At 67.7% G+C, this 12,480-nt stretch carries 14 protein-coding genes; 4 read left to right on the forward strand and 10 right to left on the reverse strand.

Annotated features, from left to right (window positions below):
• Positions 1 to 261: 261 nt before the first annotated feature.
• The 4 genes from AB0F91_RS42950 to AB0F91_RS42965 form a co-directional block, all read right to left on the reverse strand.
• Positions 262 to 1,284, reverse strand: a complete 1,023-nt coding sequence (locus AB0F91_RS42950) for a hypothetical protein (RefSeq protein WP_360607573.1) — start codon at positions 1,282 to 1,284, stop codon at positions 262 to 264.
• A complete protein-coding gene (locus AB0F91_RS42955) occupies positions 1,281 to 1,634 on the reverse strand; it encodes a PadR family transcriptional regulator (protein WP_360607575.1) in 354 nt (117 codons plus the stop codon). The genes AB0F91_RS42950 and AB0F91_RS42955 overlap by 4 nt, the downstream gene beginning before the upstream one ends.
• 619 nt (positions 1,635 to 2,253) lie before the next feature.
• Positions 2,254 to 2,757 (reverse strand): hypothetical protein, encoded by a 504-nt coding sequence (locus AB0F91_RS42960; RefSeq protein WP_360607577.1) that lies wholly within the window; start codon positions 2,755 to 2,757, stop codon positions 2,254 to 2,256.
• A gap of 265 nt (positions 2,758 to 3,022) precedes the next feature.
• The gene (locus AB0F91_RS42965) at positions 3,023 to 3,958 is read right to left on the reverse strand and encodes a hypothetical protein (protein ID WP_360607579.1); all 936 of its coding nucleotides are present in this window, start codon (positions 3,956 to 3,958) and stop codon (positions 3,023 to 3,025) included.
• Positions 3,959 to 4,112: 154 nt separating this feature from the next.
• Here AB0F91_RS42965 and AB0F91_RS42970 point away from each other — a divergent pair, with 154 nt between their 5' ends.
• Together AB0F91_RS42970 and AB0F91_RS42975 are read left to right on the forward strand one after the other, a co-directional pair.
• Positions 4,113 to 4,244, forward strand: coding sequence for a hypothetical protein (locus tag AB0F91_RS42970; protein ID WP_360607581.1), 132 nt, complete (start codon positions 4,113 to 4,115; stop codon positions 4,242 to 4,244).
• A 167-nt stretch (positions 4,245 to 4,411) separates the two neighbouring features.
• A complete protein-coding gene (locus AB0F91_RS42975) occupies positions 4,412 to 4,606 on the forward strand; it encodes a hypothetical protein (RefSeq protein ID WP_360607583.1) in 195 nt (64 codons plus the stop codon).
• A 298-nt stretch (positions 4,607 to 4,904) separates the two neighbouring features.
• Here AB0F91_RS42975 and AB0F91_RS42980 read toward each other — a convergent pair whose 3' ends face one another.
• Complete coding sequence (locus AB0F91_RS42980) at positions 4,905 to 5,132, reverse strand: hypothetical protein (RefSeq protein ID WP_360607585.1); 228 nt, start codon at positions 5,130 to 5,132, stop codon at positions 4,905 to 4,907.
• A complete protein-coding gene (locus AB0F91_RS42985) occupies positions 5,129 to 5,374 on the reverse strand; it encodes a transposase family protein (RefSeq protein WP_360607587.1) in 246 nt (81 codons plus the stop codon). The genes AB0F91_RS42980 and AB0F91_RS42985 overlap by 4 nt, the downstream gene beginning before the upstream one ends.
• A 449-nt stretch (positions 5,375 to 5,823) precedes the next feature.
• On the opposite strand from AB0F91_RS42985, the gene AB0F91_RS42990 reads away from it, so the two are divergent.
• The gene (locus tag AB0F91_RS42990) at positions 5,824 to 8,094 is read left to right on the forward strand and encodes a glycoside hydrolase family 2 TIM barrel-domain containing protein (RefSeq protein ID WP_360607589.1); all 2,271 of its coding nucleotides are present in this window, start codon (positions 5,824 to 5,826) and stop codon (positions 8,092 to 8,094) included.
• A 318-nt stretch (positions 8,095 to 8,412) separates the two neighbouring features.
• Here AB0F91_RS42990 and AB0F91_RS42995 read toward each other — a convergent pair whose 3' ends face one another.
• Together AB0F91_RS42995 and AB0F91_RS43000 are read right to left on the reverse strand one after the other, a co-directional pair.
• Entirely contained in the window at positions 8,413 to 8,766 is a 354-nt protein-coding gene (locus AB0F91_RS42995) for a hypothetical protein (protein ID WP_360607591.1), read from the reverse strand.
• A gap of 145 nt (positions 8,767 to 8,911) precedes the next feature.
• Positions 8,912 to 9,208 carry a hypothetical protein gene (locus tag AB0F91_RS43000; RefSeq protein ID WP_360607593.1) on the reverse strand — a complete coding sequence of 99 codons (297 nt, stop codon included), beginning with the start codon at positions 9,206 to 9,208 and terminating at the stop codon, positions 8,912 to 8,914.
• 175 nt (positions 9,209 to 9,383) lie between these two features.
• Between AB0F91_RS43000 and AB0F91_RS43005 the strand changes: the two genes are divergently transcribed.
• On the forward strand, positions 9,384 to 10,697 hold the full coding sequence (locus tag AB0F91_RS43005; protein WP_360607595.1) for a relaxase/mobilization nuclease domain-containing protein: 1,314 nt from the start codon (positions 9,384 to 9,386) through the stop codon (positions 10,695 to 10,697).
• Between the two features lie 455 nt (positions 10,698 to 11,152).
• Here AB0F91_RS43005 and AB0F91_RS43010 read toward each other — a convergent pair whose 3' ends face one another.
• Together AB0F91_RS43010 and AB0F91_RS43015 are read right to left on the reverse strand one after the other, a co-directional pair.
• Positions 11,153 to 11,329: a hypothetical protein gene (locus tag AB0F91_RS43010; RefSeq protein ID WP_360607597.1), complete on the reverse strand. Its 177-nt coding sequence runs from the start codon at positions 11,327 to 11,329 to the stop codon at positions 11,153 to 11,155.
• Positions 11,330 to 11,405: 76 nt separating this feature from the next.
• Positions 11,406 to 12,353 (reverse strand): LysR family transcriptional regulator, encoded by a 948-nt coding sequence (locus AB0F91_RS43015; RefSeq protein ID WP_360607599.1) that lies wholly within the window; start codon positions 12,351 to 12,353, stop codon positions 11,406 to 11,408.
• Positions 12,354 to 12,480 lie beyond the last annotated feature (127 nt).

Genomic DNA, 12,480 nt, shown 5'->3' on the forward strand with positions numbered 1-12,480 from the left:
CGACCGCCCGTCCGGTGCCCTGCCCCGCCCCATCGCGCCGAAGGTCACCGCCGGGTAGCTGGCATGGAAATCGCGCAGGAACGCCTCTTGGGTCGCCGTGGTCACGACAGCACCCTAGGACAGTCGGGACCGTCCTTCGGGAGGTTTGCGGAATCCGCATTTCTGCGATGTCCCGCTCAGGTTTGGACCGGTTCGCTGGCCTGTACGCCGTGCCATCGAGTGACTAGCGGCGGCGGCAGGAGGCGCCAAAGACTCGTCCGGTCACGAGTTATGGATACGGGCAGACGGTGTCCGGCGGAACGTGCAAGCCGCCAATGCCGCCAGCGCGAGCACGGCGAGGGTCGTGACGGCGATCTGGGTATCGACCAGGGTTCGCGATAGCGAACTCGCCAGCATGGTCGGCCACTGAAGCACGTGATGCCACGATGCGTACTGCGCGGGCAGCGTTGCGGCCGCGGACACCGCCAGCGCGACCGCCCACGCCGTGCTGTACTCGACCTTTCGGGCCGCGACCAGCGCGAAATATGCCGTAGCAGCGGCAGACAGTGCCCAGCCCGGGATACTGACCAGTTCCCAGATCGGCCGGGCGACGGTGAACAGGTCGAACAGATACAGAACCTGGGCCGCCGCGAAAAGGGTCAGCAACCACTGCCCCGGCTTAGGCAATGGTGCCTCGCGACGGAACCCGAGGTACAAGCAACCGATAGTGATCCACAGCGGAAGGTTGTTGATGATCACACTTCCCGCGGCTGTGGGGTTCGCGGATACGCCGCAGCTCAGCAGGGTGCTCTGACCGATCGCGCAGCCGGTGAGCGGAACCAGGCCCGGCAGGGCCGCCGCGAGTGCGCTGAACTTGGCCCAGCGGCATCGCCCCATGATCAGCAGCGCCACCGATGCCACGATGACGAGTGACCGTCCAGGCCCGACGAGCAGTGCCTGCCACGACCAGGACAGCGACTGCGAAGAGGTCAGCGCGGTCACCAGCCCGCGCTGCAAGCCTCCGATCGCCAGTGCGGACTGGGTGACCAGGCCAAGGAGCGCGATCAACCGGGCCACGTGCCCGAGCGCCTGGGAACGGGGAGTGCCGGCCTCGATGAGACGGGTGCGCAGCGCGAGCCCTGCGGTCGAGTACACCTCGGGCCACGCTGGCCAGCCGTCCTCGCCGGGCCGGTGCTCGTCGCGGTAGGCCAGGAACGTTGCGACCATCTCTTCCTCGCGCTCCTGCCGATACCCGCGCGGCAGAGTACGCAATAGCAGTCGATACCGCCGCTCGAGTCTGGTCACGCGAGCCCTCCCAGCGCCTTGGGCTGCACCCCACGAGCGCCCAGCACAGCGGTAGCCGCATTGACGTTGGCGGCCAAGCGATGGGTCTCGGCGCCCAGTACCCGGACGCCCTTGTCGGTAGCGCGGTAATAGCGCCGCAGCCGACCTTGGTGCACTTCCTCGCGGTCAAGTTCGACCAGACCATCGTTGGCCAGCCGGTCCAGTACCCCGTAGAGAGTGCCCACCCTCAACTGGACGCGCCCATCAGACAGCTCGTCCACCATGCGCAAGACGGCGTAGCCATGCTGCGGATGTTCCACCAACACGGTCAGCACCAGAAACGCCTGCTCGGACAGACCTCTACTACTCATGGGCACGAGTATATACCGTCATGTTGAGTATCATTTCTCACGTGACGTCGAGCGAGGTTGCGTTTACCGCGGATCCGGGGGGCAATAGATCACCCTCTACCGGGCCGGACCGAAGTCGGCGGCCGAGTCGGCGTTCCCGCTGCCCGGGCCGCTGCTGACCCGCAAGCTGAACACTGACCTGATCGCCGAGCACTCGTAAGCGTTGTTTTTTCGGCGCCCGCTACCGGAAGGCCCTCTTCCACCGCATCGCGAGCTGCCTTGGGAACCCAGAGCGCAAGGTAGAGAACTGAGAAACCCAGCACCCCGATCGCCACCAGCGCGAGGACGCCACCTACCGATGCGGGAATCCCTACGTCGAGCAGCCACCCGGTGAGCCACAACATTCCCGTGCCGATTAAACCGATGACCAGTGTCGTAACCATGAAGCGCGCTTGCCTGCCCGCCGCCTTGCCCGCGAACCGCGCAAGCCGCCATCCCGTCAATCTCACATGGAGATCATGGCGTGCGTCATGCGCACACCGACACGGCCGTTCGAGGCGGGTGTGCTGCGCCTTCCGCCGCGAGCACCAGTCGGCCACGGCACCGGGGCACATGCGGCGGTCGCACCCGCTGTGGCTGGTCATCGCCGGCCATGGCCGTGCTGCTGCGGGGCGGCCGTGCACACCGGGGTGAGGCGCCGGGCCGTACCGACTCGGACAGCGCGCGGCCGCGACGCCGGCGTCGCGGACTCCGGCGCAGCCGTCGCCGGCGTCGGATACGCCGCGGCGGCGGCCTCCACGTGGTCGACGACGCGATCATGGCGCCGTTGAGCGCGGTAGGCCACCACCGCGGCCGCTGTGTACGCGGCTAGGGCGAGCAGAGCGAGCGCGATCAGCGGCGCGGGATCGTCGGCGGTGGCCAGCGCGCGGGTGAGCGCGGTGATGGTGTGCAGCACCGCGCGAGCCTCGCCGCGTCGGCGCGGGCGGGTCAGCCGCGCCGCGTAGGCGAGCTGGTCGCTCCCCACTCGCCACCGCGGCCCGGCCGGATCGGTGCCGGTGCGCCAGGTCAGCACGACCGCCAGCTCGGCGATCTCGCCGAGCGCACCGTCGCAGCGCTCCGGATCGGCGAACACCGCTGAGCACACCGACGAAGAATGCCGCCGCCGGCAAACCGACCTCGACTTTCGCCACGACCAGGACCATCGCCGGTGGCGTGATGCCGGTCTACCCGTCGATCAGGTATAGCGCCGCACAGCTTGTCAGTAGGTAGACGTCACTCAATGTCAGTGATCGCGGTGCTTGCTCAGGGGCTCGGCTCGCCGCGTTGTTGTGTCAGTAGTGACGCCTGACTGCTGACGTCAGCGTCAGGCGTCGGCGACCAGACCATAGGCGGCATTCTCAAGGTCCCGATCAAGCAGTGCCCGAGTGCCGCTCGGCCAGGGAGTCGAAGAAGCTGCTGATCACCCTGGTCGCCTGGGTCTTTTCCTGTAGCTCCTGGCCTCCGAAGCGATACACCTCATAACCGCGCAGCCGCAGCTCGCGGTCCTCGGCGACCATCTCCGCGTAGCGACGAGGGCTCGCGCTGCGGTCGTCGTTCGCGTAGTGCTGAATGCCATCGCACTCGATCACGACTCGTGCCCGATTGGGGAGTAGTAGCAGGAAATCCATCCGCTGGCGGGTCAGGGCCGCAGCACCCTGCCGTTTGGTATACGGGTCGTAGTGGAGGTAGACCTGCGGAATCAGGGCCGGGGTTTCCGGGCCATGCTGGACATAGCGATCGCCGTAGGTCCGCAGGATGAGGCGCTCGGCCCCGTTGTCGCCCAGCGATCGGTCCAAGCGGCGGTACAAGCTGCGGGCGACCTCCATCGCAGGTGCGCTGGCCATGTCTTGTCGCTCAGCCCACCACGCCGTGAGCTCTCCCCACGTCAGCCCGGTCGATCCCAGCGGGCGGTCGTAGACCAGGCAGTACTGTGCGTTCTCTACGATGTCAATGTCGTTGTTGATGGCGTCCCGAAACACGATCTTCGGTTTCGGTCCGTCAGCGGCGAAGATCAGGTTCTTGAGGTCTCCGGCCACGCCGGTGGGTCCAAGGCGATCCACCAACTTCGCCAGCTCCGGGGCCTCTATCTCATCCGACACCCGGCGCGCGACGTCTGCCAACTCTACGAGGTCGTGGTTCGACAGGATCGACCACACGAACGCGGCCTTGGTCAGTGAGCCGTACTCGTCCGGCCAAGGGGCCAGACCAAGATCCTCGAAGAAGTTCTCGATCTTCTGCCTCGTCATTCCATCCTTGAGATGCTCCGCGATGGCGTCCCGTAGCCGGCGGGAACTGATGACCTGCATGAGTGCAACTGTATGTGGTCCGTAGGACACGGCGGTGACCTTCGAACGCCGATGCGAGATCAGGGCGCTGGACTGCGGGGCGGGCATGTTAAGCAGATGCTGTCGGATCGCGGCCCCCGGCCGGCGATGGTGGGCACTCCGAGTTCGTGGACGAGTGCGGCCAGATGCTCTGGCCCTCTACGGCGTCGCCGGCTGCGCCAACGAAGCCGCGGCCGCCGCCGAGCTCGCCGACCACGACCCCACGCTGCCCGACGGCTACTCGCCCGGCGCCTTCACCCGCTCCTGAAAGGACAGACATGCCTCAGCTCGCGACGACGCCGCGGCGGCCGAATGGGTCCCGCTCCCCGAAGCCCTCGAGGAACTGCTCGCCTTCGACCACAACGACATCCTCGCCAGCGCCGACCATCACTGACCCGCACGACCCACCACTACAACCGGAAGGACGTCACCGCCATGGCCCACGCCACCATCCCCGACCCGACCGACCTGCCCGACCTCGACATCGAACTGGGCAACGCCCTGGCCGACGGCGACGAACAGGCCGTCCGTGACCTGGAGCCGAAGTTCCGGGCGCACCGGCTGAACCAGCTCGCCGATCTGCTCGCCACCGCCGACCTCGACCGCATCCGCTCCTTCCTCCGGAACTAACCCTTCTGCTCATCCCCGCAGCCACACCCGCACAACCCGTCCACAGAACACGCCGCCTCAAAGGAAAGCGCTGAACACTAGTTCGTCGAGACTGGCCCGACGCCCGACGAGGCCCAGCAGCGCGCCGACGCACGCAATGAGGCCGCTCGTAAACGGGCCTGAGCACGTTGGCCCGATCGCCGAACTGCGAGGCTGCGGCCGTGACGGCATCTGGACCGACCGCCACTCCTCACTGTTGAATCACCGCCAAGGGCCGGTGGGCCACACCATCACGGTGTGGCCCACCGGCCCTTCATTTTCAGGGTCGAAAACCTGCCGGTGCGGTCGCCTCGCCCAGAGCCTGCCAGCGGTGCGCCTGGTCCGGTCCGAAGACGACGTAGTCGCCGAAGTCGCACAGCACCACGCTCTCGTCGTCGACGTCGATGCGAAAGGGACCGCCGGCGACGAGCAGGGTGAGCGTGCGGGCGTCGGCCGTTGAGCTCCACGCGTCGCGTGCGTCGCCGGCGGGGTGGTTAGCCCATTTCACCTCGACCGCGTCGGTGTGGCGGCCGCTCTCCGGACCTCCACCCGGATGACCACCTCGCAGCCGCCTGCAGCCGTATCCAGCAGCCGACGTTCATAGCGGCCGTGAACCCGGTCCGACACCGACCTGCAGCCCGGGCAGGCCGCCGACGCCGCAACCGCCCTGGTCGTGATCCGGACTGCCTGACCTGCCCGCTCCACCGCTTCCACCTGCACGCCCGCAAGGTGCGGCAGAAGCGCTTTCACAGCATCGAGATCGCACCGCCCGCATGCTCACAGAAGCCGCAACAGCCCCATGCGCGACACGCCGGACTGGACCACAAGAGTGGTGCCAGAGCCAAATTTCGGCCGACGTTGACACCTCGGTCATGCGCTGGCAACATCCTTCAATGTTAACGTGAACACATCCCTTCACTGTGCGAGATCGCGTCTATCCGGCACGCAGTTCGTCCAGCGCAGCACTGCGTATGTGACCGCAGGCATCGCTCCGCAGCCGTCAAGGAGAAGGTCTCGCACGTGCAACGACTCAATCAGGGCTCTGTGGATGCTGCGGGGTGGAACCCGCCGGAGCGATGGTCGCGCTGTTGACCCGGAACAGCGTCGGCAACCACGAAAGGGCCCGGAACCGGCCAGCCAAACTCCCTAAGCACCATCAGACGCCAGAGATGCGCCCGACGCCCTGAAAGGCCTGCGTCATGCCCGATTCATCCCCGTCCCCGTCGCACTCGTATCAGCTCACGCGCCGAAGGCTGTTGACGGCCGGTGCCGGCGCAGCTACGGCATTCGGCCTGCTGCGCTTCGCGCCCGCAGCCTCTGCGGATGCAAGAGCGCAGAGCTACACCACGACTGACGCCTCGATCGCGTCGGTCGACCTGTCCGGGTCGTGGAGTTTCACACCCGCAGGCCAGGCCACGACGTCGATCACCGTGCCCGGCGGCGGGTGGTACAAGCAGGGCTTCACGAATGTGGCCGAAGCGGTGTACTCGCGCACCATCACCGTGCCGGACTCGGGGCAGCCGCAGTCGGTGTGGATCGAGTTCGGTGCGGTCAACCACCAGGCGACCTTGTCGGTGGACGGCCGGGCAGTGGCGACTCAGACCACGGCCTTCACCCCCTCGAACTTCGATATCACCGCGTATGTGACGCCCGGCAGCACGCACACGATCAGCGTGGACGTTAAAGGCCGCAATGCGCTGAAGAACCCGTCCAACGGCAAGTACCTGGTGCCCGACGCCGCCGAGTGGTGCGAAGCGATCCCGCAGGGCATCTACCGCTCCGCGTTCCTGCGCGTGTACCCCGCTGTGTACATCAGCGACACGTTCGTGCGCACCTCGGTGGCCAACAAGACCCTGAGCTACGACGTGTCGGTGACGAACACCTCCGCAAGCGCGCGCACTGTCACTCTGACCGGGTCGCTCTCCTCTGACAACGGCACCTCGTTCAGGTACCCGTCGCTGCCTGCCAAGACCGTCGCGGTGGCCGCACACTCGACCAGCACGGTGACGATCGGCCCGGTGGCCTGGAACCTCGGCACCACGTCCTACTGGTGGCCGAACGTGCCCTACCGCTCCGGATACCGCGCCCAACTGCATCACCTCGCAGTGCACGCCGCCACCCACCACGGCCACAACAGCCGCGCCACGTACCGGTTCGGATTCCGGGAGTTCACGCAGAACGGCGCGTACTACTCCCTCAACGGCGTACGGGCGAATCTGCGCGGCGACAACCTGCAGGGCGCCGACTTCGACCGGATCAACAACGGCGGTGAGGGCGACGCCTACGACACGCTGCCCGGCTTCCTGCCGCCGTCGAGCACGAACGGCGGCTGGCCGCAGGCCGTGGACAACCTCCAGCGGCTCAACTACAACGTGATCCGCGTCCACCAGGAGCCGGCCAGTCCCTACATGCTGGACGTGGCCGACGAGCTGGGCCTGATGATCATCGGCGAGACCGCGATCCGCGGCTCCAGCGGCCTCCAGGACTTCTCCGCCGGGCACGACAACATGGTCAACCACGCCCGCGCCCTGGTGCTGCGCGACCGCAACCACCCCGCGGTCATCCGCTGGAGCCAGGTCAACGAGCCGAACGGCCAGCCCGGCCAGGACTCCGACCAGTTCGAGCAGGACCTGTACGCGGCGATGAACGGCAGCGACGGCACCAGGCCCGTCAGCGTCGATGCAGGCGTTGGCGCGTCGCCCAACCAGTACCCGAGCATGACGCAGGCCAACTTCAACATCGTCCCGCACTATCTGGATGGCTTCGGCAAGTACGGCGAGCATCTGTGGTCCGGGACAGGTCGGCCCCTCGGCGATGGCGAGTACATCTGGCCGGCGTGCAGCACCGTGCAAGGCTTCGAATGGTTCGCCACCGCGACCGCCGCCAAGCGCGGCAAGGACGCCAGCGACCTACGCCCCTACACCCTGCTGTCCGGCTGGGCCGGTTTCGTGCCCGGTGTGCGGACCACCGACTTGACCACCGAGGAAGGCCGCCACCCCCTCTACGGCGCGGACAACCTCACCGACCCGTGGAGTAACCCGCAGATCCAGCGGATCCAGGCCGCATTCAACCCGATCGCCGCGATCGACCTGCCCTACTGGTCCGCCTCCGGGGCCTCGGACGCGAACGGCGACTTCCCGCTCCCCCAGGCGGTTCCCGCCTATTCCTCCGGAAGCACGGTGACACGCAACGTCACCGTGTTCAACGACGACTTCAGCAACACCTCCGTCGCCTTCGCCTGGACGGCGTACCTGAACCAGGTAGGCGGCACGGTCATCGCGTCCGGCAATTCCACTCTCACCATCCCGCTCGGCTCCCGCGTCACTCAGCCGGTCTCGTTCACCGCTCCGGCCACCGGCTCGCGGATATATCTGGTGCTGTCCACCAGCAAGTCCGGCACCACCATGTTCAGCGACTCGGCCGAGTACTTCACCCTGGGCTCCAGCAGCGGCCCCACGCCCGGCACCTAGAGCGGCGGCTGCCCTGGACCATCAGCACCGCTCCCGGCGGCACCTTCACTCTGGCCTACACCGGCAGCGGCAAGGTGCTCGACGTCAACGGCGGCTCCTCGTTCGCGGTCCACTACTGCAGCTGCAACAGTGGACCGCGAACGGCGGCACCAACCAGCAGCCTTCGTCTCCTGAACCACACACCCTGGCAGCAACCCATGCAAGCTGACCTGCAGAGACCCATGAGGGCCTCGTGACGGTGCACCGCTCAGCTCGCTGTTGAACCACCGCAAAGGGCCGGTGGGCCACACCATCACGGTGTGGCCCACCGGCCCTTTGTCATTTCAGGCCTCGCTGGCCGGAGTCGCGTGCGTGGCCCGGTCGGGCGGATGGCCAGCGGACGGTGAGCATGGTGGCCGCGCCCAGCGCGTGCCACCGGTGCGCCTGCGCGGGCCCGAACAGGACGTAGTCCCCGGGTGTCGAGAGCGCTTCGAAGATGCCGAGGGCCTCGCTGAGGAACTCGAGGTACGTCATCCCGGTGGAGTCCTCGTCGCTGACCACGCGGCCCGTCTGCAGATCGTGGTGCGCCGTCGCGTGCCCGATTAGTTCGGCTGTGGCCGGGTTGGTGATGATCACTTCGCTGCGGACGGCGTCGTACAGCGATGCGACGCGTTTAGAGGGCGCGACGTCCACTGCTGATCTTCATCTCTCCTCGTGCCAGCAACGTCCCAGACCAATCGGCAGGCCCCGTCCACGACACCCGCTGGCTGCCGAGATAAGGGAGTCGCGGTTTCACCGTTTCCCCTTGCCTGCGATGCACAACCTCGCCGGCCGCGGCCTACCCATCGCCGGGGTCGTCGCGGACCGGTGGGACCGCCGGGTCGTGCTCGCCGTGGTGTGCGAGGAAGTCGTCCGCGGCTACAGGCCCGCTGGGCTGATCAGGTATCTGTTCGGGCCGGGCCAATTCGAGGAGCACAAGAACCCGCGCGTGGTCGGCTCCTGGGACGGCGCCCCGTGGCTGCACCACCCCGACAAGCTGCCCGCGGTCAAACTCGACGGCGAGATCCTCGAGCCCGGTGCGTTCGACTTCGACCTTGGCCCGCTGACCCAGACGATGCAGGAACTGGCCGAGCACGCCGGGCTTCCGCTTAACAACCCGCCGCGGATCACACCGCAGTGGGCTCTGCAGCTGCGCGCCGGCGGTGCGCTGCCGCCGGACGCGCCGTCCTGGGTCAAGCACTATCGGTACGACGAGAAGAAGAAGGCGGTTGTGCTGCGGGAGGGCTACGTCTGGCACTTGCCCGGTCCGATTGCACCCCGACGACCCCACGCTAAGCGACAAGCAGTGGGAGCAGATCGCCGAGCGGCTGATGAAGGCCACCGGTATCCATCAGGCCGGCGCTCGGTGGATCGCCGTGCGTCACGCGGACGACCACATCCACCTGGTGGCGACGCTGGTCTCCGAACGCACCGGCAAGCGGATCTACCCGGATCGGGACTGGCCGAAGCTGCGTGCGGAATGCCGCAAGATCGAGCGCGAGCTCGGGCTGGTGGCCACCGCCGGCGCGGACAAGACCGCGCTGCCGGCACCGACCCGCCGCGAGAAGGGCAAGGCCGAACGCAAGGGCTGGGCCATGACCGCGCGGGAAGAGCTGCGACGGGTGGTCTCCCAGTGCGCGGCCAGCACCAGCAGCGACGAGGAGTTCCTGCGCCAACTGCGCCGCGAGGGCCTGAACCCGAAGACGACGGTAGGCGCGGACGGCGAAGTCCGTGGCTACACGGTGTCCCGGCCCGGCGACGTCACCGCCGACGGCACGCCGGTGACCTACTCAGGCACGAAACTCGCGGCCGACCTGACCTGGCCGAAACTGATGGCCCGCTGGGCGAGCACCCCGACCGCCGCGCCGGTCGAGCGCACCGAGGACGGCCGCGTCTCCCGCACCGAACGGCATGACGCCCTCGAACACGCCGCTGCCGTCGTCGAGCGCGCCACCGAGCAGATCCGCGACGGCGGCGGCGACGTGGACGGGATCGCGCACGCCACCGGCGAGGTGCTGACCACGCTGGCCCGCGGCCGGGAAGGGCGCGAACTGGGGCCGCTGGCCGAGATTGCCGAGCGGTATGACCGGGCGGCGCGGACACCGCACCGTGTTCTGCCCGCGCGGATCGGCCCGGTGGCGCGTGATCTGCGGCAGGCGTCGCGGCGGATCGCGGCCGCCGGTGCCCTGTCCGGGCGGGGCAAGGAGAAGTTCGCCGGGATCGCGTTGCTGCTCGCGCTGGCGAGCCTGGTCGCGGAGATCGCCGCGTGGCAGCAGATGCGCGGGCGGGTTCACCAGGCCGCAGCCGCACGTCGGGCGGCCAGAGCGCTCCCGGGTCTGGCGCAGCCTCCCGGAGGCGGCCGACCTCCCGCCGCGGCCCGTCCGGTCACGCCGCCGACGGCGGGCGGAACGCAGGGGCGACCCCACGACCAGGGCCTCCCGCCCGCTGCAGCCGAACGGGTAAGCAACGGGCGACACCGTATGGCGATCGATCACGAGCCAGGGCAGAAGCGGCCAGCGCGGCGAGTTGACCACAACCCGCACGAAACACACGATGACCGACGCGGCTATGTGCGACGGTCGTGATCATGACGGACACCTGAACGCTCGGGGTAGGCGCGCCCTCCTTTTGAACCATCGCGCAAGCGTCAGCACTGGAAGAACGCATACAAATGATGGCCACGCATATTCGGAGCAGGCAAGTGGTCATCAGCCGCACAGGTCGCAACAGCTAAGGCCTGGCGTCTCCTCCGCAGGGAGTGCTCGACCGGTGGTCTCACGCATCGTGCAGCATCAGCGTGAGCTGCGCTTCCGGCTCAACTATGGTCGATCGACATCACCTGCACGGTGAAGTTCGGCCGGCGCGCGAGGTGCCCGAGGGTTGGGCCATCGGGTTTCTTTGGACTGGTGAAAGGTTGTGTGCGGCTGCCTCGGTGAGGTCTGCGATGAGAGCGCTGGTCAGCGCGGCGTCACGCTTGACCTCGTTGCGGCGTTCCCAATAGCCCTGGGTAGTGCTCGGGTCGGAGCTGACCCGCCCGTGATCACCACAGGCAGTGCTGAAAGCCGACGATCTTGTATCGGCTGATCAGCCCCTCCAGCGCGGCCGCGACATCGTCGACCGTGGAGAACCGCGCTGCCTCACCGGGATCGGTGCTCCACAGAGCCGCGCCCGGATGCTCGACCGAGGCGCCTTTCCAGTACGTCGCAAAACGGCTCATCACAGATGAGGGTGGACTGGGAACTTTGACACGGCGACGGCGTCGCAGCTGCTCACGAAAGTTGCGGCAGCTCTAACTAGTGGCCGTGGCGCGCCCAGGACGGGCGCCAGCTGTCGCGGTCTTGTCGGCCGGCGAAGTCGGCTTCGAGGAAGGCGAGCAGCTCGGCCAGATCGGGCTGTCGGTTGTCGGTACGCCAGATGACCCGAAGTGGGAAGACCGGTGTGGGGTCGACGATCGGGATGCGTCGTAGGTCGTAGTGCGCGGGCCAGAGATAGCGGGAGCCTTCGCCGACGAGGTTCGCGAGTGTCGCCGACTCGGCGATCTCGGTCATCAGCACCTCGGCCCCAAAGGCAGGGCCCAGGACGTCGATGGTGATCCCGAAGGTGGCGGCGAGCTCGTCGTAGTAGGCCGAGACTTCGTCCCCGCTGGGCAGCCCCGGCATCCAGATCGGGTGGCCGGCGAGTTGGCGTGGGGTCACTGAGGGAGCATCGGCAAGCGGGTGCTTCGGGCCGACCAGCAACTCGTGGCGGTCCTCGATGACCAGGGCGCTGGAGAGTCCCGTGCCTGAGAGTTGCTTTTTCGGGTCGGTCAGGCCGCGGAAGGTGGCGTCGACGGCGCCGCCCGCGACGGCCGCGAGCGCCGCCTCGAGGTTGAGGTCGGCCAATGCGACGACGTTCAGGTCGAGCGCGCGGCGTTGCTGATAGAAGGCGTGCAGGAGGGTGGCCGGTGCGGTTCGCCGGTTCCGTACGTCGACCCGGAGCGCACGGCGACCGGGCATCACCGATGCGATAGCGCGATCCTCGGCCTGGAGCAGCTCGCGGGCGTGCGGCAGGAACGCCTGGCCGTCGACCGTCAGCGTGGCGCCGCGAGGCCCGCGGGCGAAGAGAACCACGCCGAGCTCACGCTCGAGAATGCCGATGCGCTTCGAGACAGCCTGCTGAGTGACGCCCAACTCGTCGGCCGCGCTCTGGAACTGTCCTTCCGAAGCGACCTGGAGGAAGGTCCGCACCGCGTCGAGGTCCACCCACTCACCGTAGTGACACAACGGAGAGTTGTGGCGCGCCGCCCGATCGGTTGTTACCTCCCACGTTGCCGCTCGGGATTGCATAGCCCGAGCAGAACCGACGGTTGTGGATACACGAGATGGAGGA

Source organism: Amycolatopsis sp. NPDC023774 (assembly GCF_040639695.1).
Classification (GTDB): domain Bacteria; phylum Actinomycetota; class Actinomycetes; order Mycobacteriales; family Pseudonocardiaceae; genus Amycolatopsis.

Excerpts from the sequence above, each read along its gene's own strand:
- AB0F91_RS42955 (WP_360607575.1), bottom strand. The coding sequence starts at position 1,634 with ATGAGTAGTAGAGGTCTGTCCGAGCAGGCGTTTCTGGTGCTGACCGTG.
- AB0F91_RS42965 (WP_360607579.1), bottom strand. The coding sequence starts at position 3,958 with ATGCAGGTCATCAGTTCCCGCCGGCTACGGGACGCCATCGCGGAGCAT.
- AB0F91_RS42975 (WP_360607583.1), top strand. The coding sequence starts at position 4,412 with ATGGCCCACGCCACCATCCCCGACCCGACCGACCTGCCCGACCTCGAC.
- AB0F91_RS42990 (WP_360607589.1), top strand. The coding sequence starts at position 5,824 with ATGCCCGATTCATCCCCGTCCCCGTCGCACTCGTATCAGCTCACGCGC.
- AB0F91_RS43010 (WP_360607597.1), bottom strand. The coding sequence starts at position 11,329 with ATGAGCCGTTTTGCGACGTACTGGAAAGGCGCCTCGGTCGAGCATCCG.